Source organism: Bacillus salacetis, assembly GCF_003581585.1.
GTDB classification, from domain to species: Bacteria; Bacillota; Bacilli; order Bacillales; family Bacillaceae_B; genus Rossellomorea; species Rossellomorea salacetis.
Genome location: NZ_QXIR01000009.1, coordinates 76,103 through 99,023, shown reverse-complemented (window position 1 = coordinate 99,023; position 22,921 = coordinate 76,103). Strand labels below are relative to the sequence as shown.

21 protein-coding genes, 1 pseudogene and 1 other annotated feature are annotated in these 22,921 nt (G+C 43.0%); of the genes and pseudogenes, 15 read left to right on the top strand and 7 right to left on the bottom strand.

Annotated features, from left to right (window positions below; genetic code table 11):
- From ribE to ribH, 3 genes are read left to right on the top strand one after another with little or no spacing between them, the layout of a single operon-like run.
- A complete protein-coding gene (ribE, locus tag D3H55_RS08705) occupies positions 1–657 on the top strand; it encodes a riboflavin synthase (RefSeq protein WP_119546516.1) in 657 nt (218 codons plus the stop codon).
- 23 nt (positions 658–680) lie between these two features.
- Positions 681–1,874 (top strand): bifunctional 3,4-dihydroxy-2-butanone-4-phosphate synthase/GTP cyclohydrolase II, encoded by a 1,194-nt coding sequence (locus D3H55_RS08700; protein WP_119546515.1) that lies wholly within the window; start codon positions 681–683, stop codon positions 1,872–1,874.
- Positions 1,875–1,887: 13 nt separating this feature from the next.
- Entirely contained in the window at positions 1,888–2,358 is a 471-nt protein-coding gene (gene ribH, locus D3H55_RS08695; RefSeq protein WP_119546514.1) for a 6,7-dimethyl-8-ribityllumazine synthase, read from the top strand.
- Between the two features lie 106 nt (positions 2,359–2,464).
- Here the strand turns inward: ribH and D3H55_RS24885 are convergent.
- Positions 2,465–2,921, bottom strand: a pseudogene (locus tag D3H55_RS24885) (transposase); the annotation flags it as partial.
- Between the two features lie 495 nt (positions 2,922–3,416).
- Between D3H55_RS24885 and D3H55_RS08685 the strand changes: the two are divergent.
- Positions 3,417–4,706 (top strand): NCS2 family permease, encoded by a 1,290-nt coding sequence (locus D3H55_RS08685; RefSeq protein WP_119546512.1) that lies wholly within the window; start codon positions 3,417–3,419, stop codon positions 4,704–4,706.
- Between the two features lie 243 nt (positions 4,707–4,949).
- Entirely contained in the window at positions 4,950–6,227 is a 1,278-nt protein-coding gene (locus D3H55_RS08680) for an EAL and HDOD domain-containing protein (protein WP_119546511.1), read from the top strand.
- Here D3H55_RS08680 and D3H55_RS08675 read toward each other — a convergent pair.
- Positions 6,218–6,505, bottom strand: coding sequence for a hypothetical protein (locus D3H55_RS08675; protein WP_119546510.1), 288 nt, complete (start codon positions 6,503–6,505; stop codon positions 6,218–6,220). The genes D3H55_RS08680 and D3H55_RS08675 overlap by 10 nt on opposite strands.
- 231 nt (positions 6,506–6,736) lie before the next feature.
- Between D3H55_RS08675 and dapF the strand changes: the two genes are divergently transcribed.
- Positions 6,737–7,729, top strand: a complete 993-nt coding sequence (gene dapF, locus D3H55_RS08670) for a diaminopimelate epimerase (protein ID WP_119546509.1) — start codon at positions 6,737–6,739, stop codon at positions 7,727–7,729.
- 159 nt (positions 7,730–7,888) lie between these two features.
- On the opposite strand, the gene D3H55_RS08665 is transcribed toward dapF, so the two are convergent.
- Complete coding sequence (locus tag D3H55_RS08665) at positions 7,889–9,727, bottom strand: DNA ligase D (RefSeq protein WP_119546508.1); 1,839 nt, start codon at positions 9,725–9,727, stop codon at positions 7,889–7,891.
- Positions 9,728–9,869: 142 nt separating this feature from the next.
- Here D3H55_RS08665 and ku point away from each other — a divergent pair, with 142 nt between their 5' ends.
- Together ku and D3H55_RS24880 are read left to right on the top strand one after the other, a co-directional pair.
- Positions 9,870–10,730, top strand: coding sequence for a non-homologous end joining protein Ku (gene ku / locus D3H55_RS08660; protein ID WP_119546507.1), 861 nt, complete (start codon positions 9,870–9,872; stop codon positions 10,728–10,730).
- 12 nt (positions 10,731–10,742) lie between these two features.
- Positions 10,743–11,438 carry a phosphatase PAP2 family protein gene (locus tag D3H55_RS24880; protein WP_240628521.1) on the top strand — a complete coding sequence of 232 codons (696 nt, stop codon included), beginning with the start codon at positions 10,743–10,745 and terminating at the stop codon, positions 11,436–11,438.
- Positions 11,439–11,665: 227 nt separating this feature from the next.
- Here the strand turns inward: D3H55_RS24880 and D3H55_RS08650 are convergent, their stop codons facing one another.
- Together D3H55_RS08650 and D3H55_RS08645 are read right to left on the bottom strand one after the other, a co-directional pair.
- Positions 11,666–13,213 (bottom strand): hypothetical protein, encoded by a 1,548-nt coding sequence (locus tag D3H55_RS08650; RefSeq protein WP_119546506.1) that lies wholly within the window; start codon positions 13,211–13,213, stop codon positions 11,666–11,668.
- Between the two features lie 234 nt (positions 13,214–13,447).
- Positions 13,448–13,948, bottom strand: coding sequence for a GNAT family N-acetyltransferase (locus tag D3H55_RS08645; RefSeq protein WP_119546505.1), 501 nt, complete (start codon positions 13,946–13,948; stop codon positions 13,448–13,450).
- A 143-nt stretch (positions 13,949–14,091) separates the two neighbouring features.
- Here D3H55_RS08645 and D3H55_RS25195 point away from each other — a divergent pair, with 143 nt between their 5' ends.
- The 5 genes from D3H55_RS25195 to D3H55_RS08630 all read left to right on the top strand — a co-directional run bounded on the left by D3H55_RS25195 (position 14,092) and on the right by D3H55_RS08630 (position 18,427).
- The gene (locus D3H55_RS25195) at positions 14,092–14,223 is read left to right on the top strand and encodes a hypothetical protein (RefSeq protein WP_276310217.1); all 132 of its coding nucleotides are present in this window, start codon (positions 14,092–14,094) and stop codon (positions 14,221–14,223) included.
- A 213-nt stretch (positions 14,224–14,436) separates the two neighbouring features.
- Entirely contained in the window at positions 14,437–15,276 is an 840-nt protein-coding gene (locus tag D3H55_RS08640; protein WP_119546504.1) for a GNAT family N-acetyltransferase, read from the top strand.
- 403 nt (positions 15,277–15,679) lie between these two features.
- Positions 15,680–15,829, top strand: coding sequence for a hypothetical protein (locus D3H55_RS24135; protein ID WP_168413009.1), 150 nt, complete (start codon positions 15,680–15,682; stop codon positions 15,827–15,829).
- Between the two features lie 116 nt (positions 15,830–15,945).
- Positions 15,946–16,215: a binding site (T-box leader), on the top strand.
- 64 nt (positions 16,216–16,279) lie between these two features.
- The gene (gene metG, locus D3H55_RS08635) at positions 16,280–17,902 is read left to right on the top strand and encodes a methionine--tRNA ligase (RefSeq protein ID WP_119546503.1); all 1,623 of its coding nucleotides are present in this window, start codon (positions 16,280–16,282) and stop codon (positions 17,900–17,902) included.
- A gap of 27 nt (positions 17,903–17,929) precedes the next feature.
- Entirely contained in the window at positions 17,930–18,427 is a 498-nt protein-coding gene (locus D3H55_RS08630) for a metallophosphoesterase family protein (RefSeq protein ID WP_168413008.1), read from the top strand.
- Between the two features lie 37 nt (positions 18,428–18,464).
- On the opposite strand, the gene D3H55_RS08625 is transcribed toward D3H55_RS08630, so the two are convergent.
- A complete protein-coding gene (locus D3H55_RS08625) occupies positions 18,465–19,292 on the bottom strand; it encodes a GNAT family N-acetyltransferase (protein ID WP_119546502.1) in 828 nt (275 codons plus the stop codon).
- A gap of 125 nt (positions 19,293–19,417) precedes the next feature.
- Positions 19,418–20,482 (bottom strand): DUF3900 domain-containing protein, encoded by a 1,065-nt coding sequence (locus D3H55_RS08620; RefSeq protein WP_119546501.1) that lies wholly within the window; start codon positions 20,480–20,482, stop codon positions 19,418–19,420.
- A 175-nt stretch (positions 20,483–20,657) separates the two neighbouring features.
- Between D3H55_RS08620 and D3H55_RS08615 the strand changes: the two genes are divergently transcribed.
- Complete coding sequence (locus D3H55_RS08615) at positions 20,658–21,239, top strand: DedA family protein (RefSeq protein WP_119546500.1); 582 nt, start codon at positions 20,658–20,660, stop codon at positions 21,237–21,239.
- Between the two features lie 172 nt (positions 21,240–21,411).
- Entirely contained in the window at positions 21,412–22,638 is a 1,227-nt protein-coding gene (locus D3H55_RS08610; RefSeq protein ID WP_119546499.1) for an ATP-binding protein, read from the top strand.
- The last annotated feature ends 283 nt before the right edge of the window (positions 22,639–22,921 follow it).

Sequence of the window (22,921 nt, the reverse complement as noted above, 5' to 3'; positions counted from 1 at the left end):
ATGTTCACTGGAATCATTGAGGAAATCGGCACAATTGAAAAAATAAAAAAATCTTCCGCATCCATGGTACTTTCGGTTTCAGGAAAAAGGGTATTGGAAGATGTGAAACTGGGAGACAGCATTTCAATCAACGGAACTTGCCTGACGGTCACTTCCTTTAACAGCCGGACCTTCACTGTTGATGTCATGCCTGAAACCTTTGAACATACGTCATTGAACATACTTGGAGCAGGTGCGAAAGTGAACCTGGAAAGGGCAATGCCGGCAAATGGGCGGTTCGGCGGTCATTTTGTGACTGGACATATAGACGGGACGGGTACAATTGTCTCGACTCATTTTGTTGAAAATGCGCTTTACATCACCATTGAAATCCCAGGCGGCTTATCCCGTTATTTTATCCATAGGGGCTCTGTTTGTCTTGATGGCACTTCGCTGACCGTCTTCGAATTAGGGAATAATACCATTACAGTTTCGTTGATACCGCAAACAAGGCATGACACGATTCTCGGCAGCAAGAAAGTCGGGGATATCGTTAATGTCGAATGCGATATGATGGCAAAATACATTTATAAATTCATGAACGGCGGCGGGGGTGAAGGGCCGGGAAAAAGCGATATTGGAACCGATTTTCTTACCCGGCATGGATTTATGGAATGAGCAATTTGGAGGAGGTACAGGACATGTTCAATACGATTGAAGAGGCATTGGAAGATTTAAAAGCTGGGAAAGTCATCATTGTTGTAGATGACGAAGACCGGGAAAATGAAGGGGACTTCGTCGCCCTTGCAGATAAAGCGACTCCTGAAGTGATCAACTTCATGGCAACAGAAGGAAGAGGGTTAATCTGTACTCCGATTACAATCGAAAAAGCAACTGAACTACAGTTGAATCCGATGGCTGACCAGAATACAGATCCTTTCGGCACAGCCTTCACCATCAGTGTCGATCATGTAAACACCACAACAGGGATCAGTGCTTTTGAGAGGTCGACAACTATTTTGGAAATGATTAAAGAGGGGACACAGCCTGCCGATTTAAAGCGGCCGGGCCATGTCTTTCCGTTGATCGCCAAAACCGGCGGTGTCCTTAAACGTGCTGGCCATACAGAAGCGGCTGTAGATCTTGCAGCCTTGTCTGGAGCAACAAAGGCTGGAGTGATATGTGAAATCATGAATCCTGATGGAACGATGGCCAGAGTTCCACAATTGAGGGAAATCGCTGAAAAGTTCAAATTAAAACTGATTACCATCCAGGATCTGATCGCGTATAGAAGGAAAGAGGAGAAACTGGTAGAAAAAGAAGTTGAAATTGAGCTTCCTACAGATTTCGGACATTTCAAAGCGGTAGCTTATACAGAGAAATTAACAGGCAAGGAGCATGTTGCGCTCGTGAAAGGAGAGTTATCTCCTGATGAGCCGGTACTTGTAAGGGTTCATTCTGAGTGCCTGACAGGTGATGTATTCGGTTCTAACCGGTGCGACTGCGGTCCCCAGCTTCATGCGGCACTTTCTCAGATTGAAAAGGAAGGCAGGGGTGTCCTTTTATATATGAGGCAGGAAGGACGAGGAATCGGACTCGTCAACAAGATGAAAGCCTATAAACTGCAGGAAGAAGGATTAGATACCGTCGAAGCGAATCATAAGCTGGGTTTTGCAGCAGACCTGCGTGACTACGGCATCGGGGCCCAAATCTTGAAGGATCTTGGCGTCTCGAAAATGAGGCTTTTGACGAACAACCCCCGCAAAATCACAGGTGTCAAAGGCTATGGACTTGAAGTCGAGGAAAGAGTGGCCATCCAAATGCCTTCAAAAGAAGAAAATGAAAAATATTTAAAGACAAAACAGAGTAAATTGGGACACTTACTTCAATTTTAGGGAGGAAATAATAATGAAAACAATTTATGAAGGCAATTTAGTAGGGTCGGGATTAAAGGTGGCAATCGTGGTTGCGCGATTCAATGAATTCATCACAAGCAAACTTCTCGGTGGTGCAGAAGACGCATTAAAACGCCATGGCATTGATGAAGCAGACATTACGGTTACATGGGTGCCAGGTGCTTTTGAAATCCCGGTCATTGCCAAGAAATTGGCCGCAACGAAAAAGTATGATGCTGTCATCACACTGGGAACAGTCATCAGAGGCGCGACAGCCCACTTTGAGTATGTTAGCGGTGAAGTTGCAAAAGGTGTTGCTAATGTGGGGCTTCAGGAAGAGGTTCCAGTGATCTTCGGTGTCCTGACAACAGATACAATCGAGCAGGCAATCGAGCGTGCAGGAACAAAAGCAGGAAACAAAGGATGGGAAGCAGCTGTCAGTGCCATTGAAATGGCAAATCTTATCCGTCAGATCAATCAGTGACTCAAAGAAGAGCGGGATATTTCCCGCTTCAGACCATAGACAAACCCCACTCCAAACAAAAGGTTGGAGTGGGGTTTGTTAATTTTCGAGTGAAAATCGTTGATATTTAGACTGGACATGGCCTTCGCCATGTCCAGTTTGCTAACTTTTTAAGGTTCTTGGCAGCAAACGTAAGCATCGCCTGCATTGAAACTTTTTTAACTCTCAAGGTTGTCCAACGCGTGCCATGCTTCTCTTTCGCATCAGCAAAAACTCTTTCGATTGTTTCTTTTCACTGCACGTATAGTGTATTATTCATATCTGTGTGCCTCAGATGAATCAACCTCATATATGTAATCCTGCCAAAGGTGTCTATGTTTCATTTTGGTATGGATGTGACTTTGAGTGCACTTCTGTAATAACGGACAATCCTTACACTTTAAAGGATCAGAAGCGTACTTTTTGTATCCATCTCTTGTGGTGGTGTGGTATGGAAGTAATTGACCTTCCGGAAAAATAGAGCAGTCAAAATGTTCATTATAAACGTAATCGTATTTCCTTAGGTACCCATCTTTCGTTCGAGGACAATCTGGTTCCTTCCTTCTTCAACATGTTTTGATAACATAGTGTATCCCCCAGATTTTTTTAAAAGTTTTTATGTTGGAAGCAGCGTAGTTTACAATGGTTGATTGGAGCGGAAGGCGTACGACCTCCTGCGGGATTAGCGGGACAGGTGAGACCCCGCAAGCGCAGCGAGGAGGCTCACCGCCCGCCCCGCGGAGTCGTGCGCCTGTAGCGGAAATCAACTTTCCGTTTCCAACCACCCTACTTTTTAACAAACTTATAGGCATGGTCCATCAATTGTACTTTGTCTACAAGCTGAAGCGGGATATTTCCCGCTTTTTTTATAGGAGATTTTTAATAAACAGCAGTTCATCTGTACAACACTACTCTGCCACAATCAAATCGTTCAATACATATTGGCAAAGGTACGTACATCTGCTACAATTACTTCTTGTGGCTTCCCTTTTTCAGGGTAAGCGGGTAGGGAGAGGGCTATGTCGTGAGGACATGATATTATGAAAACAACAGGAGGTATTTTTCGTTTAAAGCAGCACGGAACAACAGTGAAAAAAGAGATGACAGCAGGAGCGATCGGGTATTTTACGATAGTGTATATCATCGCGATCAATGCAATGATCCTATCGGAAGCAGGCATGCCGTTTGAAGGAGCGGTTATGGCGACCATCCTTGCCTCGTTTTTCGGGTGCCTCGTAATGGCATTATGGGCAAATGCCCCGATTTTGCTTGTTCCCGGAATGGGAATCAACGCGATGTTCACCTTTACCTTGGTGGGGTCGATGGGGCTTTCCTGGCAGGAAGCGTTGGCAGCTGTATTCATTTCTGGACTGTTATTCATGCTTGTTGCATTTACGAAGTTATCAAGTATTCTATCAAAAGCGATTCCGAAAACTCTTAAAGAGGCGATTACGGTCGGATTAGGTATGTTCCTGATGCTGATCGGACTGGAAAAAGGCGGAATCGTCGAAAGAGGCTCAAGTGCCTTGATCAGTTTGGGAGACGTCAGTGACATTCGTGTCATTGCCACTATCCTGACCTTCCTTGTGACGATTTTTCTGTTTATCAGAAACGTTAAAGGCGGATTCTTATGGAGCATTGTCTTCGGTACACTGCTAGGATTCTTTTTCGGGATTGAACCGGAAACCAGCGGATCGGGATTCAGTTTCTCCGAATACGGTTTTGTCTTTGGTGAACTGTCTTTCTCTAAATTAATGGAACTGCCGTTTTGGATTGCTGCTTTTTCAATCACCATGGTTTTGGTTTTTGAAAATATCGGCTTGGTTCATGGCCATACCGATATGGCCGGAAATCCGGAAAAGTATCCAAGAGCGTTTCAGGCTAACGCATTTTCGGCCGCATCATGCGGTGTATTTGGAACAAGTCCTACTGTTTCCACGGTAGAGAGTGCAGCTGCCATAGCAGCAGGTGGAAGAACGGGATTGACCTCTTTGACAACGGGTGTGTTATTCCTTGCATCTTCATTGTTCATCCCATATCTTAAGTGGATCCCGGACCATGCGATTGCCCCGATATTGATCATTATCGGAGGGCTGATGATTCAAAATATCCGCCATATGGACTTAAGAGATTTAACAGAAGCGTTTCCTGCCATTTTCATCATTGCGATGATTCCGTTTACTTTCAGCATTGCTGACGGAATAGCGATCGGATTTATATTGTATCCCATCTTGAAGGTCGCAAATGGAAAGGCAAGGGATGTTTCAATTCCTTTATATATAATAGCAGGACTGTTCTTGATTAATTTCTTTGTACATTCAGTCCATTGATCCGAAAACACCAGGACCATTTTTCCTGGTGTTTTTTTGTGTATTGTATTACACATCATCGCGTTAAAGCAGCGGGGGACAGTCCCCCGCTGCTTTAACGTGGTAAAGTGAGCTTAAAGAAATTAGATAGACTTATGTAAGAATTCTTGATATTCTAATAGAGAAATCTTCAAATATTATCCTTTTTTGTGTTAGTAAAGAACTAATGCGGACTTTTTCATCATCTCATAGGAGTGAACAGAAATGGAAGTTTTTGTGGCTAGACAGCCTATTTTCGACGACAATGAAGAAACGATGGCCTATGAGTTACTATATCGAAATAACCAGGAAAATGCTTTTCCTAATATAAATGGTGACAGGGCAACAGCGGATGTGATAATCAACAGTTTTTTGAACATAGGAATCGATCAGCTTTCAGGGGGAAAGCCCTGCTTTATCAACTTTACTGAAACTTTGCTGAAGCTGAAGGTGCCCACTTACTTCCATCCTCGTGAAATTGTAGTGGAAATCCTGGAGACTGTAAAGCCATCACCTGCTATCATCACGATCTGCAGGGAACTGAGACAGCTGGGGTATAAGGTAGCATTGGATGATTTTGTATTTGACAAGGAAGATCCGAATTGCAGGGAATTGATGAAGCAGGCAGACTATATAAAAGTCGATATGCTTGCGACATCTGAAGAAAAAAGGGAAGAAATCGAGTTGATTGCCCGGCTGCTGGATATAAAGCTGCTTGCGGAAAAGGTTGAGACCAGAGCAGACTACGATGAAGCGAGGAAGAGGGGATATACCCTTTTTCAGGGATACTTCTTCAGCAAGCCGGTCATACTGAGTACCTATGATGTGCCGATCTATTTTCATTCTTATTATGATGTGATCCAAAGCCTCGAGATGAATGAACCAAGTATACAGAAAATATCGGAGCTCATTGAGAGGGATATTTCACTATCCTACAAACTTCTGAAACTCATTAATTCTCCTGCCTATCGTCCTAAACAGAAAATCAATTCAATAAGGCAGGCAATCATGCTGTTAGGGTTGGTCGAAATAAAACGATGGATATACGTCCTTGCTATAAGGGACATGACCGGCTCATCTAATCAAATGTCCGATGAGGTAATCAAACTTTGTCTCATCCGTGCCAAGATGTGTGAATTAATTTCTGCAGCGGCCATTGGAGATGAAGTCCCTTCCAGTTATTTTCTCACCGGGATGTTTTCCCTGATGGAATCCATCATTGGACAGCCCATCGAAACAATATTGAAAGATATGCCTCTTCAGGATGATATCTGCGATGCGTTAAAAGGGAAGGATAATCATCTTGGAAAAGTGCTGGATCTTGTTGTGGCAATCGAGACAGCTGACTGGGAAAGCGCAAATATGCTTGGACAGGATCTCGGCCTGGCACAAAGCGATATCAATCAGTATTATGCAGATTCCTGCCAATGGGCTGAGGGGCTTTTAAGAATCGAATATTTAAAAGAATCACATATGACAGGCGGGCACGAGAATCAATCGTAATCGCCTGGTTCCAAAAACTGCTTCTGCGGCTTGATATACCGCTTTAACTCAAAAGGAATCAGTCTGCGAAGTGCAGGGTGCTGCACCTTTTCGGCAATGGTTTTTGGTACAGGGAAAATTCCAATTTCCGTAATTCTGACAGGGAAATCATCCTCAAGGCAGATCTCACCGCTGCCTTTTTTTATTTTCGTCTGGACCAGCACTTCTTTTACACTGTCGTCATCTTCTATTACAACTACTTTTTTTACTTTGAAATAGAACCTGTAATCCGTGGACATGAGAAAATTCTCCTCCTAATTTTGCATGGCTGACTTTTTTCTTATCATAACGTTTCCTGCTTAATAACTGAACTGATTTTGCTCATACTGAAAGCCCATGGCCGTCCCCCCATATTTCGGTTGCTTAATGGCCTTGAATATGGCAAGCTAATGATACGAATAATATAGATTAATAGGAGGATACCCCGTTAGTTATCCTCCGCCAACAAGTTACTCCCTGGAGGGTCTTATATGGAACTTAACCTTATAAAATGTCATGGATCGAACAATGATTTTTTGTTGATCGATGAAATTACTGAAACGTATAATTTTTCCGAGAAGGATCGTCAGAATCTGGCTATTGCTCTTTGTGACCGCAAAAAGGGAATCGGGGCAGACGGTATTCTCTTTGTTATGAATAGTGATAGATGTGATGGTAAGATGAGGGTCTTTAATGCGGATGGATCTGAAGCGTCCATGTGCGGCAATGGCTTAAGGTGTGTCGGCCGGTATGTAACGGAATTGAAGAATAAAGCTGAAATAACGATCGAAACACTGAAAGCCGACCTGCAGGTTTCTAAGGAGCCGCCGATTTATTCCCGAATCCCAACGTACAAGGTAGAGATATCCCCTGTGTTGTTCGAACTGGAACACCTGCCAATGAATCTTGACAGAGAAACCTTGATTTCCGGTAAGGTACCGGAAATCTCCGACTCTTTGACATTTACGGCAGTGGCAGTTCCGAATCCGCATTTGATCAGTATTGTCGAGAATGAGCATATCATTTCCAATGAGCAAAAAAGTATTTCGGAAACGGTGAATGGCCCAAACAATCTTTTCCCGGATGGAGTCAATGTCAGCTTTGTGCAGTCACTTGGACCAGCCGGAATATATGTAAGGACCTTTGAAAGAGGTGTCGGCTTCACCAACGCCTGCGGCACTGCAATGTCGGCTTCAACGCTTGTAACTTGCCTGGCCGGCATGAATGAGTACGAAAAAGAAATTGACGTTTACAATAATGGAGGCAAAGTTAAGGTCATCGTCCATAAAGATGCCGGGAAATACTCCATGGACTTAATCGGAAATGCAACATACATGGCCAGCTTCAAGCTTGAGGTGGATGTGAAGGAGCCTGAAAGCTTTCGTACATTGAATCATGAGGAGCTTGAGGAAAAGGAAAGTTATTCAGAGCTTCAGGAACACGCTAAGGAAATAGTGGAAGAGAACGTTTTTTTGAAAGCTTAAAAAACTTGAAAAACCATGGGTGACAAGCAGGAAAAGGTTTTATTCTGTTATAAAACTCTTTGTACCCAGGTGGACTCAGGTCCTTAAGCACCGATGCAGTCAAAAATAATAATCATAAAAGACAGGCGCATGGTTATGCCCTGTCTTTTATGATTGTTTTTATCCTTGTTTGTTTGTTTGCAGGAAGGAGAGGACCTCTTCAAAATTCTGATGTTCTTTTGCTTCTTCAAATCCTGCAAAAGGACAGCCGGTTTTTTTTAGTCTTTCCAGTACTGTCTTCATTGTGAATGCTTCTGGCCTTAGTTGATCTGTTACTTCATCCCAATACAGCGGTGCGGAAACAAGAGCATCATCATTAGCTCTTGGTGAATACGGCGAAATGATTGTCTTTCCTTCAGCATGCTGGATATAGTCCACATATAACCGGTTATTCCTGTTCTTCTTCAAACGCTCTATCGTGAATTCATCAGGGTGGAGATTGACCAAATAATTTGCCATGAACTCCGTAAAGAGATGAGTATCTTCCCACGTGTACCCATCATTTATAGGAATATAAATCTGCAGTCCCTTATTGCCGGAAGTCTTGACAAAACTGATTAAATTCAATTGATCGAATACTTTCTTCATTTCTTTCGCAGCTTTGACAGCCAGGTGGAAGTGCTCCCTTGAAGGAGGGTCCAGGTCAAAAACAATTTCATTTACATAAGCAGTTCCGTTCTTCTGGAACGGGATATGAAATTCAATGGCAAGCTGGTTTCCCAGCCAAATAAGGGTTTCCAGGTCATTACAGAGGATGTAATCAATATTCTCCTTCTTAGCAGTTTTTACAAAGTCAGGAGCATAATCGGGGCAGTTCTTCTGGTAAAAGGATTCGCCGAACATCCCGTGCGGGAGCCTGATTACGGTAAGGGGACGGTCGCGAAGGAAGAACAAAAGCCGGGATGAAACCTTCCTCAAATAGCGGATGTACTGTAATTTATCGATTTCAGGCTCTTTCCAAAGAGGCTTGTCAGGGTGGGTGATCTCTGCCTTTATGGGAAGGGCTGCTTCATCCAGCATGAACTGTGCCCACGTGCATTCCTCAGGTTTAACATGAAACAGAAATTGATGAAAATGCGGTTCTCTTAATTGGTCTTCATACCATTCTAAATAGTGCAGTTCAACACATAGTCCAGGCTGGACGAACGCCTTCCCATTCTCGGTCTTCATTGCATTATCTTTAATGATTGAATTCAGTGCTTGTTTCTCTTCCGGACTTATGCCGAAATAAAACGCACCTATGTGGATAACCTTTTTATTGTGAAAAACTCCAACCTCATAGTACCCGTTTTTACTGTCATGAGATAGGATAAAACACTTTGCGTTTCTCCAGTTTTTCATTTTACGCCAAGTTGTAGTCCGTTTTCCCTCTTCCCAAACGCTTTTCTCTGCTTTGGCAATCAATCCTTCGCCGTCAAACGTCCGGACATTGGTCCAGGCTGTATGGGTGTCTGTTGTGGATGGTATCATTTGGATCCTTGCTGAAGATCCATGGCTTGGTTCTAATGGAAGGCTTGCCTTCTTGAACAATGTCTTCAATTCCTTCTTTCTAAGTGAATAAGCCTTATCTGCGATTCCCTTCCCGCTTAATCGTAAAATATCGAATGCAAGGAAGGTACATGGGTTTTTGTCAGCTGCTTTCTTGATGTTAATTGGGTTCTTCATCCTGCCTCTTGCTTGCAGGCTGCCGAAATTGCTTTTGAAATCATTTTCCAAAAGTGTGATTTCACCATCCAGAAGAAGAGGCAGCGCCCATTCTTGTTGATCGATTATGCTTGTTATAAAATCCCGGATTTCAGGGAATTGGGGAAGCAGGTCATTTCCATTGCGCGACATGAGGGAAATTTCAGCTCTAGAGCCGATGCATAACAGTCCCCTGAAACCATCATACTTCACCTCATATTTCCACTTTCCTTTTTCGGGAAATTCTTCGAATAAAGTCGGTAGCATTGGCTTCACCGTTAATCACCACTTCTTATTACAGGATAATCATTATTTTAACCAGACATGGAAGAAGTATTTCCAGAACTTTTATAGGATAGATCCATAGCCCGCTAATCCAAATTAAGAGTAAGACGAAGAAAATGGAGGACTTAATGTCATGCACACAATTTGGAAAGGAAGCATCAGTTTTGGCTTGGTCAATATACCGATAAAACTGCACGCGGCCACAGAAGATAAAGATGTTAAATTGCGGTCACTGCACCGGGAATGCCATACACCGATTAAATATGAGAAAATTTGTCCCGTCTGTGAAAAGGATTTGGAGTACGAGGATATCGTAAAAGGATATGAAATTGCAAAAGGGAAGTTTGTCGTCATAGAAGAAGAGGAAATAAAAGAATTAAGGAATTCCAGTGAAGAGAAAGCTGTAGAGATTGTAGACTTCATAAAAATGGAAGATATTGACCCGATCTACTACAACAAAAGCTACTTCATGTCCCCGAATGAAGGGGGAAAAAAAGCTTATAGTCTCTTAAGGAAGGCTCTGACGGAATCAAACAAAGTCGGGATTGCCAAAATTGCCATAAGGTCCAAGGAGCAGCTGGCAGTGGTAAGAGTCTATCAAAACACAATGGTGATGGAAACGATCCATTTTCCAGATGAGGTCCGCAGTACCGGGGATGTGCCGAATGTCCCAGCAGAAGATGAAGTAAGCAAGAAGGAGCTTGAAACAGCTGTGATGCTGATCGATCAACTGTCAACCGGGTTCGAACCGGAGAAGTATGAAGATGAATATCGTCAAAAGCTGATGGACCTGATTCAATCCAAGCAAACAGGGGAAAAGTTTGTTACACCAAAAGAAAAAGCTCCTGCTGCGAATGTTACAGATTTAATGTCAGCACTGCAGGCTTCCATAGATAAGACGAAGCCGCAGAAAGGACCCAAACCTGACACAAAAGCACCGGCAGAGAAAATCCAGAAAAAGAAAAGAACGACCAAGAAGGTAGAGGCTCAGTAAACCTCTGCAGGAATGGAGAAGGGAGAGGTCATGAGAGAGAGGGAAATTGACTGGAAGCAGACAATCTTATTTATTATAGGGGTCGGCCTGATCATTTTGTTGGCAGCGGGCTTCATCGAAATTGTAGAAGAATGGAAGGAACGGGAGATTGAAGCATTCGACTCAACAGTTTACTCTGAAGTAAACACCATTACTTCTCCAGGCGTGACGGAGTTCATGAAGAAGATAACTTTTCTTGGAGGAGTTCAGTGGATTACGGTTTTAACCGGGATTGCTTCCATTCTGTTCTTTGTCTTCAAAAAATATTCTTTAGGGCTCTATGTCTTGTTGACCGTAGCTTTGGGGGGCGGCTTCAATTGGCTGCTTAAGGAGTATTTCAAAAGACAGAGACCAGACATTGAAGCACTCGTTGAGCAAGGGGGATACAGCTTTCCCAGTGGCCATTCAATGGGTTCTTTCATTCTCTACGGGGCGCTCGCATTTGCTGTCTTCAGGCTTTATGATCATCGTTGGTCAAAATTCATAGGTGCCGCGGCTTTGCTCCTGCTTGTGCTTTTAATAGGACTGAGCAGAATATACCTTGGCGTACACTACCCGAGCGATATCCTTGGCGGGTTTTCAGCCGGAGGGGTGTGGCTGGCCTTTTCAATTCTTGTGTATACTTTTATCAAAGGAGCCAGACCATGGAGAAAAATTAGCAGAGCATAACAAAACGGACTGGGTTATGCCAGTCCGTTTTGTCTTTGTTCCCGAATAGCGGATTTGCCTTGATGACAGTCTGGTAATACAGAGTACCCCCGGGTACTGGAGGTTCTGCTTTTAAAAGGAAGAGCTGGACTTTTCTTTCATATCAGCTACTTTTCCAAGGAGAGCAGGGATGTATTTTTCTGATCCATATCAAAGCAATGAGCCTTAAGAACTTACGAAAATTATTATTAGAAAAGATTGAAAACATAGGTTCCGATGCTTGTGATGTAAAGCATAATGTATATCCCGATGAAATAGAAGGCACCTCCGAAAGTTCCCCATTCAGGATCACGGCCGAATTTCCAAACAGCTGCAGAGACTGCCGTGATCACCAGGAGAAGAACCCATCCGCTCCCACTGAAGGTGAGGTAAGAAGGGGCGATTTCATAGAAATAGCTATTCATCGCTTTATCAACAAAAGTGAACGGCATGACTGCAAAGATTGCAATGGAAACATATTCAACCCAATTAATTTCTTCTTTTTCAAAAATATTTGGCTTTGCCATGTACAGGACGATCAGAAGTAACAGGGACGGCAGGATCCAATAGAATGAAACAAGGAAAGTGATAAGGCTGCTGGCCAGCATAAGCACTGTATTAATACCTGCTTCCTTATAGGAACGTGACCCCAATTCTGTGCTTTCGTCTTTAACTTTATCTGACTGTGAGGCACCATACAGTTCGTAGCTGGCACCGTCATAGTCCAGCCATATGATGGATCCATCACTGGCTTCTACAGGATAATGGGTTATGCCATCGGTAGTAGTCATGGACGAGGCACTGATGTCAGTGCCGTTGTCGAGGCTTCCCGTATACAGGCTCACAGAATTGCCATTGCCGACTCCTTGTCCTTCAGCTGTGAAAAGAAGGGTCGGTGCTTCCTCAGAATTCAGGATTTGAACATAGCGGGGAGTTTCCAGTTTAGCACCGGTGGCCTCGTTGATAATGGTTGCCTTATCGGCTTTCAGTGTGCTCGTTCCTAATTCAGTTACAGCTGTTTTGGCCGTATGTAAATTATAGGAAAGGGCTCCCTGGGAACGCATTTGTGTATCAAAAATAAAAGTGATTTCTCCATCTTGGACGGTATAGGCGATATTTCCAATCTTGTTATCTTTGTTATTAGCAACCTTCAGGAAAGGATTTTGCTTTACCTCCCCCTCCGGAGACACGAAAAACAAGTCAGCATTGACATCATCTGTCTGCTGAGCGACTATGTAACTTCCATCATTGCCGAAGAAAACATTTCCTACCTCTCTTGCAAAGCTGTGGATGCTTTTCGATTCCATTGTGGACGGATCTATTTCAAAAACATCGCTTCCCTGCCAGTACACAATTTTGTTGCTCATGGTGGCTGTTCCAGTGACATCTTCAGCAATGACTTTTTCATCCCCCCCGCTGAGTTTAAGAGTACCCTGGCTTAAAGTGACAAACTGCCGTCCATCTGTCCAGAAAGGATATCCCCGGGGAATGCTAAAAGAAATATCCCCTTCGTCCTTAATTTGCAGTCCCTCATTCATACTGAAGTGATGGACCTTGTCTTTTTCACTGTAAAATACTTCGTCTCCATTTTGAAACACTAATGGTTTCTCTTCGGTTTCCATAGTGAATGGAATGGATCGGCTCCAGTTTTCATTGGGAAGCTCGGTCATTCGCTGAAGTTGTTGAAAAAATATTATGCCGATCAGCACCAAAATAATTACAATCGGCAGTCCAAAAGCTTTTAGTTTCTCTTTCATACATTACCCCCGAGTATTTTTTCTATTTCTCTAATTTTGAATTTTACCACAATTTGGCGGTTTGTAATATATTTTGAATAAAACATTTTTTGTTGACAGGGGAATAATTATAGATTAAAATGATATTGAAAATCATTCTCAATGATGTGACAAGAGATTCCCCCTCTTATGAGAGTGATGAAAAGGTTAAGAAAAAGAAGTGAGAGCTGTGCTCTCACTTCTTTTTTTGATCCTTCATATCATCTTGTTCATCCAGACTTCATCAATATAATTCCCGTTCTGTTTCATAGCTTTTTTTTCAATACCGAATGACTCAAAACCAAAATCCCTGTATAGAGTAATAGCTGATTTGTTTGTGGTCACTACTGTCAGCTGTAAGAGTTCAATCCCATTCTTCTTTGCAGTTGTTTCAGCAGCCTCAAGCAGTTGCCTTCCAATACCCGCCTTTCTGAAAGAAGGAGATACATACATGGCTGCAATAGTAGCCTTATGTCTCATCTTTTCGTGTTGATTATATAAGAGGGTTACATTAGCGGACAAATGTCCTTCAATGAATGCCCCGATTGTTACACTGTTTTCGGAAGCGAGGTTATTCCGGACTCCCGCAATCGGATTGCTCCGGGCAAGGGATTCTTTATATGTAACGGCAAATGCCTCTCCATTTTTTTGCAAAGCCTCCAGCCGAAGGTTCCAGTATTCCTCCGCATCGGCAGCTGTCAATTCTCTTATCGTCATCTTGATACCCCCTAAATGGTTAGTATTATAGCGGAAAAATGCCGATTGAGCTACCTTGATTTTCCTGAACAAGGCACAAAGTTATTCAGTGGATAAACGAGAAGCAGAGGTAAACACTAGAAGAGTGAAAGGAGAGATGAGAATTGACAAAACGCAACCGAAAAACAAAATCAGGCATGCAATCAGCCAAGCCCCTGACTTCTGAAGAGTTCTCCAGGGAACTAACAGCAGGCGGCAAGAACCAAAAGGCCGAGAAAACAAAGCCTGCTACGTAAGCCGGGAGGTTCATCCCGGTTTTTTATTGATATCCTTTGATTGTAAATCTTTCAGTTTGGGAATTCCCGCTTCAGCTGCAGGGTTGATGGTTTGGATGCTTTTTAATGATTTCAGGGCTCGAATCCACAAGGGACCTTTTCCCTCTCTTTTGTTTCCGATAGCAGCAGGAATAATGGCAGTTATGTCGAATTTTCCATGAGAGGTGAAGGAAAATGAATATAAATGTCTATACGGACACCAGAGATTTTGACAATAAGGTACGTCCATTACTGCTTGAAAAGGAAGCAGAAAATAATCTGCCATTAGGCCTGCTTGACCAAATCAATGAAGGAAGATATGAAGATCCGTTCTTGGCTGTCATGGAAGACGGCGGCATCAATGCGGCAGTTTTCATCCGAACCCCGCCGCACCACTTGATTGTTACAGTATTCCAGGAAGAAAGAATAGCGGAGATAGGGGAAGTCCTATGGGATTACATAAACGCTTATAATATCTCATTACCGGGTTTTGTCGGAAATAAAAAAGCGACGGTACAATTAGCTGAAATGTGGAGCAAAAAAACAAGCAGGCCATATGAGGTAAATATGAGGCAGAGGATATACAGGCTTGACAGGCTGAATGATATTGAAATCAGTGAAGGGAAAATGGAACAGGCTGATGGGAGCGAGGTTGATTTAGTAACTCAATGGCTGATGGGGTTTACTGAAGATACACCTGGTAAGCCAATCTCTATCGAGGATGCCAGTAAACGTGCCAAGGAAATGCTGGAAGAAAAGTCGGTGTTTTTTTGGGAGGTGGAGGGTGTACCTGTCTCCATGGCCAGAAGGGCAAGGAAAACAGATAATGGAATCACAGTGAATTTTGTTTATACGCCAAATAAATTCAGGCGCAAAGGGTACGGCAGGTCAGTTGTTGCTGAACTGAGCAGCATGCTGCTTGAAACAAACCAATTCTGTACCTTGTATACCGACCTTGACAATCCCACATCGAACAAAATCTACATGGAAATTGGATACACGCCTGTCTGTGATTCGATGATGATCAATATCTAGTTAGAGTGGTTCCTTTCGTGCAGCGGAAGGGCCTTTTTATATTGGCTCTTGTCGTAAACTTTGTTGCAATTTAATATAACTTCAAATAATATCCTGGTACATCGTTGTAAAACCCCGGTGAGCAGGAAAGAAAAGAGCTGTCCGGTCTTTATCGAGAGCGAAACCTTTGAATACAGGGGAAAAATCCGGCACCTGGGATTTTTCCGAAAGCAAAAATATAAGCGAAAACAGCCGTATATTTTAATCCATTCAAAATATCTTTTGAAAATATTGGATTTGTAAAAACTGTAAAAGCCCATATAAGATATTGTAAAAATCAGGTAAAATACCTTTTTCGGAACTGATTATCATGTAAGATAAAAATGTAATTCAGCAATGAAGCATATTAAAGGAGGCTATTATGATGAAGAAGATGTTAATAATGGTATTGACGGCTTTTACGGTAGCAGGCTTTGCAGCGGGTTGCAGCAATACAGGTGAAAACGACACCGAAAACACAGAAAATACAGGAACAAATTCAGAAGAAAGCACAACTAATAACGCTGAAGAATAAGAATCACGCAAGCTAGCTGTCAGCCGCCAGACTGGCAGCTTATTTTGTTTCTAAAATGTATAGGCAAAAAAAACTTGAAAAATCTTTTGATTTCCAATAAGATGAAAATTAATAAATTACATGCGTAGATGAGAAGAGTAAATCAATAAGGAACCTTACCAGAGAGCTTCGGAAGCTGAGAAGAAGCAAGGGGAGAGTTGATTGAAGATGGTCTCTGAGCATTTCATCCGAACCTGCAGGTGTAGGGTGGAACGGGTTTTGGCATCCGTTATCAATGCCACAGTATAAGAATGTGCTTTTCCTGCATTCCGTACTTGATGAGGCTGTCGGCGTGAGCCCTCAGTGAACTAAGGTGGTACCGCGAGTTGAACCCCCTCGTCCTTAGATGTCTTTACATCTGTGGACGCGGGGGTTTTTTGTATTCCCATACCAACTTAGGAGGAAAATATCATGACTGTTTTTATCGGGGGAGCTTGGCCATATGCAAATGGTCCTTTGCATATTGGACATCTGGCTGCTTTGCTGCCGGGAGATATATTGGCAAGGTACTATAGACTTAAGGGGGATGACGTACTATATGTTTCCGGAAGTGACTGCAACGGCACACCAATTGAAATACGAGCGAAACAAGAGGGTGTCCAGGCTGGGGAGATTGCTGACAAGTATCATAAAGAGTTTCTGGAATGTTTCTGTAAACTGGGCTTCAGCTACGATCAGTACGGACGTACCGATTCTGCTGTTCATCACAAGGAGGTACAAAAGATATTCCTGAAGCTGAAGGAAAACGGCCACTTATATAATAAATCAACAAATGAAACCTTTTGCGTTCACTGTGACCGCTTCCTGCCGGACAGGTTTGTGGAAGGGGTTTGTCCAAACTGCGGCGATAAGGCGAGAGGTGACCAATGTGATTCCTGCGGGCGAATTCTGAATTCAGTCGACCTGGCAGATAAGTCCTGCAAACTATGCGGAAACCCGCCAACTTTAAAGGAGACTTCTCATTATTACCTGAGTCTTTCTTCTTTCCAACAGGATCTTGAAGAGTATGCAGATGGGAATTGCGTAAAATGGAGAGATAATGCAGTAGCATTGACAAGTCGGTATATTCGAGAGGGTCTGCAAGACAGAGCAGCAACACGTGATATCAGTACAGGAGTTGATGTGCCTGTAGAAGGATATGAAGATAAGAAAATATATGTCTGGATTGAAGCCGTCAGCGGCTATTTAACTGCATCTGTTGAATGGGGGGAAAGGAATGGGGAGGACTGGAAGAGGTTTTGGGATAAAGATACAGTCTCTTATTATGTACACGGCAAGGACAATATTCCATTCCATACAATTATTTGGCCGGCAGTACTGAAAGGGCTGGGCAATGACAGCCTGCCTGACTGGATCGTGTCCAGTGAGTATGTAACCCTGGAAAAGAAAAAAATTTCAACAAGCAGGAATTGGGCTGTTTGGCTTCCGGATATATTGCAAGCTTACCATCCTGATACATTGCGGTATTATTTCAGTGTTCAAAATCCGGATACAAGAGATGCTGATTTTTCCTGGAGGGAATTCGTGCACAAACATAACAGCGACCTATTAGGAGGTCTCGGAAACTTTATACAGAGGACAGCGAAATTTTATCAAAAAGAGTTTGGCGACACCGCCCGCCTGGAAACCATCGATGCAAGGATTACTGAAGAAGTATCCTCAGCATATAAGAAAACCGGGGAACTCCTTGAGAAAGGCGAATGCCGGAAAGCAGCAAAAAGGGCATTTGAGTTAGTCCGTTGGAGCAATAAATATTTTGACGCCGCGCAGCCTTGGAGTATCATCAAGGAGAATCGTGATCAGGCAAGGTCCATCTTGGAGAATTGCCTATTCATCAGTATTAACCTTGCTGGCTTGTTGGGTCCGTTTCTTCCTTTCACTGGAGAAGAAATCCGGAAACAATTTCATGTGGACGAATCCTTATCATGGAAACCAGTCAGTCTTCCCATCGATGTGAATCTTAGAGGGCAAAAACCCTTATTTGAGCGGATACCTGAAGAACGGATTGAATTGGAACGGGCTAAACTGGGGTAAAGGAACATAGAAAAGAGGAGGGATGGTGTGAAAATTGTCGTTCTCAGTGATACACATATGCCAAATAGGGGGGAGGAGCTTCCTTCGATTCTAATCAGGGAATTGAAGGGGGCAGACCTGATTATCCATGCAGGTGACTGGAATACGATGGCTCTCTGCGAATTACTGCAGAAGTATGGGCCGGTGGAAGGGGTGTCGGGGAATACCGATAACCAGGACATCAAGGATGCCTTTCCAAAGAGCAAGATTTTGAATGCAGGCGGATTTTCCATAGGAGTCGTCCATGGGGATGGCACTGGAAAGACAACCGAAAAGAGGGCGCTGGAAGCTTTCCCTGAAAAACCCGACATCATTATTTTCGGGCATTCCCATATTCCTTACTTGAGGTTTGTACAGGGCATACTTTTATTCAACCCGGGATCCGCAACAGTTAAACGGAAACAGCCTTTATATTCCTTTGGTATCCTGGAACTGGATAACGAGATAAAGTCGCATCACATTTTTTACAAAGATAAGAAGGTTTAAAAAGAAGGCAGGCTTTTGATAAGGCCTGCCATGATTGTTATAATCCTTCAAAAACAAAATAGTCCTGAACCTGATAAGAAACAAAGCCCGCCTTTTCATACAGCTTTAAGGCATTATCATTTTTTGCAGCGACTTCAAGATAGATGCTTCTTCCGGCCATGCTTTCAGTGTGTACGGTTTTTGCCAATACTGCACTCCCGATGCCTCTTCCCTGGAGAGAGGGGTGCACAGCAAACCCGAATATATAGCTTCTGTCCTGTTCACGCTGAATGTGGATCTTTCCGGATTTTCTCCCTTTGTACTTAATAACGAAACTTGAGTTCCCGGCCTCTTGTTGAACGTGCTCCATGAACTCCATTGAGTCATCACGACCAACGTTGAAGCAGAGGTAATCCAATTCAAGGATAAGCCCGCGGTCCTCTTTCGTAACGGGAGCAAGCTGTATATCTTCGTTTACTGGTTCGAGGTCCCTTGGTTTCCATTTCATTTGATATTCAGAGAATGAGTATGGGGCAGGAAGTGAAGAGGTGAATGCCTTTCCAGTTAATGACGAGCCCGGAGAATTGATGAGCAGTTTATTGATCCTGCGCTCCTTTAATGAACTTACTGCCTGGTGAAAAAGGGAAGAAAAGATTCCTCTTCTCCTGAAATCGGGATGAACCATGCCGCAAAGTTCATAACTGCTGCCAAACCCATATAACCCAAGATATCCTATTAAAACATCTCTTTCATAATAAAAGTAATCATCTTTGTTGTGAGTCCGTGAGCGGAGCATATCATCATTCAGCTTCAATCGATAACATCCATGCTCTTCGCAGACTTCTTGAAGTTTCTCAATGTCTTTTAACTGTTGTTCGGTCAGCATATGAAACTCCTCCGTGAAAATAGGGTATAAGTCAATTATAGGCGTTTTCCGAAGCGGAAGGGCGAACTTTATGAATTTTTTATAGAAAAAGAGACACGTGTTTTCCGTGTCCCTTTTTTGTTTGCCTACTCGCTTTTCCTTTGGATACGTTCGATGACATCCTGCAGGTCATCAGGCTTCAGGAATTCAATCGGTGACGCTCCTTTTTCGAATTGAATGGATTCTGCTTCAATCAAAAGCATATAGCGGCCATTTACCTTCGCCATATGGATAGTATCACCGAAATCCGAAAGCATGGCTTTAACATCAATATGATCCAGCTTCATTTTCAGCTCGACTTCAGGAGACTGCTCAACAATCTGTGAAGCGGCCTCGACTACCTGCTCAGTTGAGAACCTCTCCTGTAATTCCCGTTTGGGGCTTACCGACCAGGCTTCCATAGCAGATTCGAATTCCACCCGTTCTTCGCTTTCCGGTTCGTAGGACTCAGCGATATGGTCCTGCACCATACCCATCACCTGGGTCCGCATGATTTCCGGCATCGATTTCTCATACTCTACAAATTTAAGAAAATCTTCAAAGTAACGGGCGTGGGAAGCCTGATGGATTTTCAATTCAGCCTCGTCCATCATGCCTTCTTCAGGCATGAAGGGATACTGTATCGATTTCATATTCTTGGTGGTGATCGCCATCTCAACATTGTGAATCAGTGTTGACTCGTCGGTGATCCGCGCAACCTTAGGTTCAAAATCACACTTCATGACAAAAAGGAATGGATCATCGAAATATTTACGGAGCTTTGCAAGAGCCACTATAAAAACCCCGCCTCTTACAGCGCTCGCATCCACATACGCTCTGACAAACTCCGCTGATGAATCTCTGAATCCGTCAATCGATTCAGGGTGCCGTGCACGGTTAAACAAGTTATAATTCGGATTGGAATCCAATTCATGGCCGGGTTCTACGATGAATCGGCCGATTTTCGTCGGTGCACCTTCTGATTTGCTGTGCCTGTCCACTTTCCGCTTGGCGATTTTTGTGAATTCCCCGTCCAGGAATTCTTTTAATGGATTATTTTCATATCCCTGTTCATCAAGAGTTTGAAAATGTTTAAATCTCTTATCGGCACTTTCGCCTTTTCCTTCGACCTCAACCACGTAAAAAGAAAGGTATTTAATTTCGAAGTCCATCATAATTCATCCTGTTCTTCTAGATTTGCTTTACTCAGTATAGTGAAATGAACATATTTCGTCAATAAAATCCCTGGCGGGTATATATGTGCAGTGTTTCCAGACTGAAGAGAAAGGGTATGATATGTAAGACTAAAATCGGAAGTAAGAGGATGTGTGAAAAATCGAACCGATAATGCAATTCTTGGTTGGACTTGGAATGTGGGGACTATTACTTGGCGTTTTCATCGAAGCTGTTTCCTTGCCGTTTCCTGCAGCACTGTTCATCTTAATTTATGGATACATTCTCAAGCCAGGTCCTATGGAAGTCATTTTATATGGGCTGATGATAAGCTTATTCTATGTCTTGATAAGTTATATCCCTTATTGGCTGAGTATAAGATATGAGTCAAGCATCCGGAAAAAGCTATCCAAAAGAAAACAGGCGAAATTTGATCGCTGGACCGAAAAGTATGGAGACTGGACGATTACACTCGGAAGGATACTTGGTATGGGGTATATTGCATACTTGGGAGGTTTCTGCACCATCAAACCAGCCAGATACGGTTTTCTCACTTTTATCGGTGTACTGCCTGTTGCCATAGTGATGTTTTATCTCGGGAGCATCGGAAATCTGAATGCAATGAAGGAAAGCTTTGAAAGTGTTCAATATGTGATCAATGCGCTGCTTCTCACTACGGCGATTAGTTATGTCCTGTTCAAACTTCTAAGGAAAAAAGCCGTGTTCACCAGAACAAAACAAAAGGACAACATTTAAGGGCCTCTAAATTAACAGGGGTCCTTTAATACGTTAAAGTAACAGGGGACTGTCCCTTTTAGTGCTTTAGAGTGTCAAATAGCACAGCCTGTACTATTGTCTCCCAATGGGTAGAAAGATATAATAAGAGTATGTAATTAATTGGCAGATTCCTTTAGTAAAGGACGATGGTATGGAAAATAATGCAGATGAATTAAAGGCGAAAATAGAAAAGCTTGAAAGAGAAGTAGAGTATTACAAAGGATTAGTTGGTGCGGATTGTACTGCTTCATCTGGAAACGGGCAGCCAATTTCAGGTGATGGTATCAGAACAGGCGATGGCAGGCCGTTTATTGACTATTCTTCAACAGGAGACCCTTCACTGGTCATTTCCGGTTTGGATATTCCGTTTGTACAGCTTGAACAGTTACTGATCCCGATCTTTGATATGGTACATCATCATATAGTATTCATAAATGCCGATGGAATCATAACCCTCTGCAACAGCAAAGCGGCTGAGGACCTTGGGGCGGACCGGGAGACAGTCATCGGTAAGCATATCAGAGACCTGCTGGGGCTTCCGGACTGTAAGATAAACCTTCTCGAAACTTTAAGGACAGGAAAGCAAATTGTGAACAGGGAAGTCATGGATAAAAATTATGGAATCAATAACACGATGATACTCAGGGATTCAGACGGGGAAGTACTTAGGGTTGCCGGGACTTTTCAATTCCTGAATGGCATCAAAGAGGCAGAAAAGAGGGGGCTTGCAGGAAGGATCGCCGCCGGTATTGCCCACGAAATCAGAAACCCTTTAACAACAGTAAGGGGATTTTTGCAGCTTTTACATATGAAAGAAGATTCAGAAACAAGCTCCCTTATCCAAAACCTGTTGATACCTGAAATTGACAGGGCCAATAAGATCATAACCGACTTTCTCCGGATTGCTAAACCCCTGGAGACGACGGAAGAGAAACTTGAAATAGTATCTTTCATGAAGGATTACATTGTTAAGTTCCTCAACAGTGAAGCTTTGTTATATAATATTGCCTTTTCCTGCACCATTTCGGATGAAGTAAAAGGATGCTACATTAATGGGAACAAAGAAGAGTTCCTTCAGGTTTTCATCAACTTGTTCAGCAACTCCTTTCAAGCAAGGAAGGATGCACTTGAAATCACGATTGATGTGCTTAAAAGGAATTCCTATATAGAAATCAAATTTAAAGATAATGGATACGGGATTAAAGCCTCTATGATTCCACATGTCTTTGATCCATTCTTCACAACCAAAGATGATGGGACGGGATTAGGATTATCGGTAAGCAAGAAGATCATTGAAAATCATGAAGGGGATATGACAGTTTCAAGCGATTCCTCCGGGACTGAGTTCACAATCATGCTCCCTCTTCAGAAACGATGAGAAAAAAAAGCGGTTGAAGTATTGTAAAATAATCCGGGCTGTGATATATTAATTAAGCGATGAGCTGAATTGTGTAAGTCGACAGATAAGCTTTCGAAGCTAAACGTGCGATGTGGCGCACGGTCTCTCGCCTCAATACGCAGGCGCCTGTTTTCGGACAGGCGCCTTTTTATTTTGTCCGCAAAATGTCTGCTCTTTCCTGCAGGTCTTTACGTGAACTTCGTTGCATTTCAATAGTAATCTCAACTAATTACCTGGGAATTTGCCGTGGAAACCCGGTAAG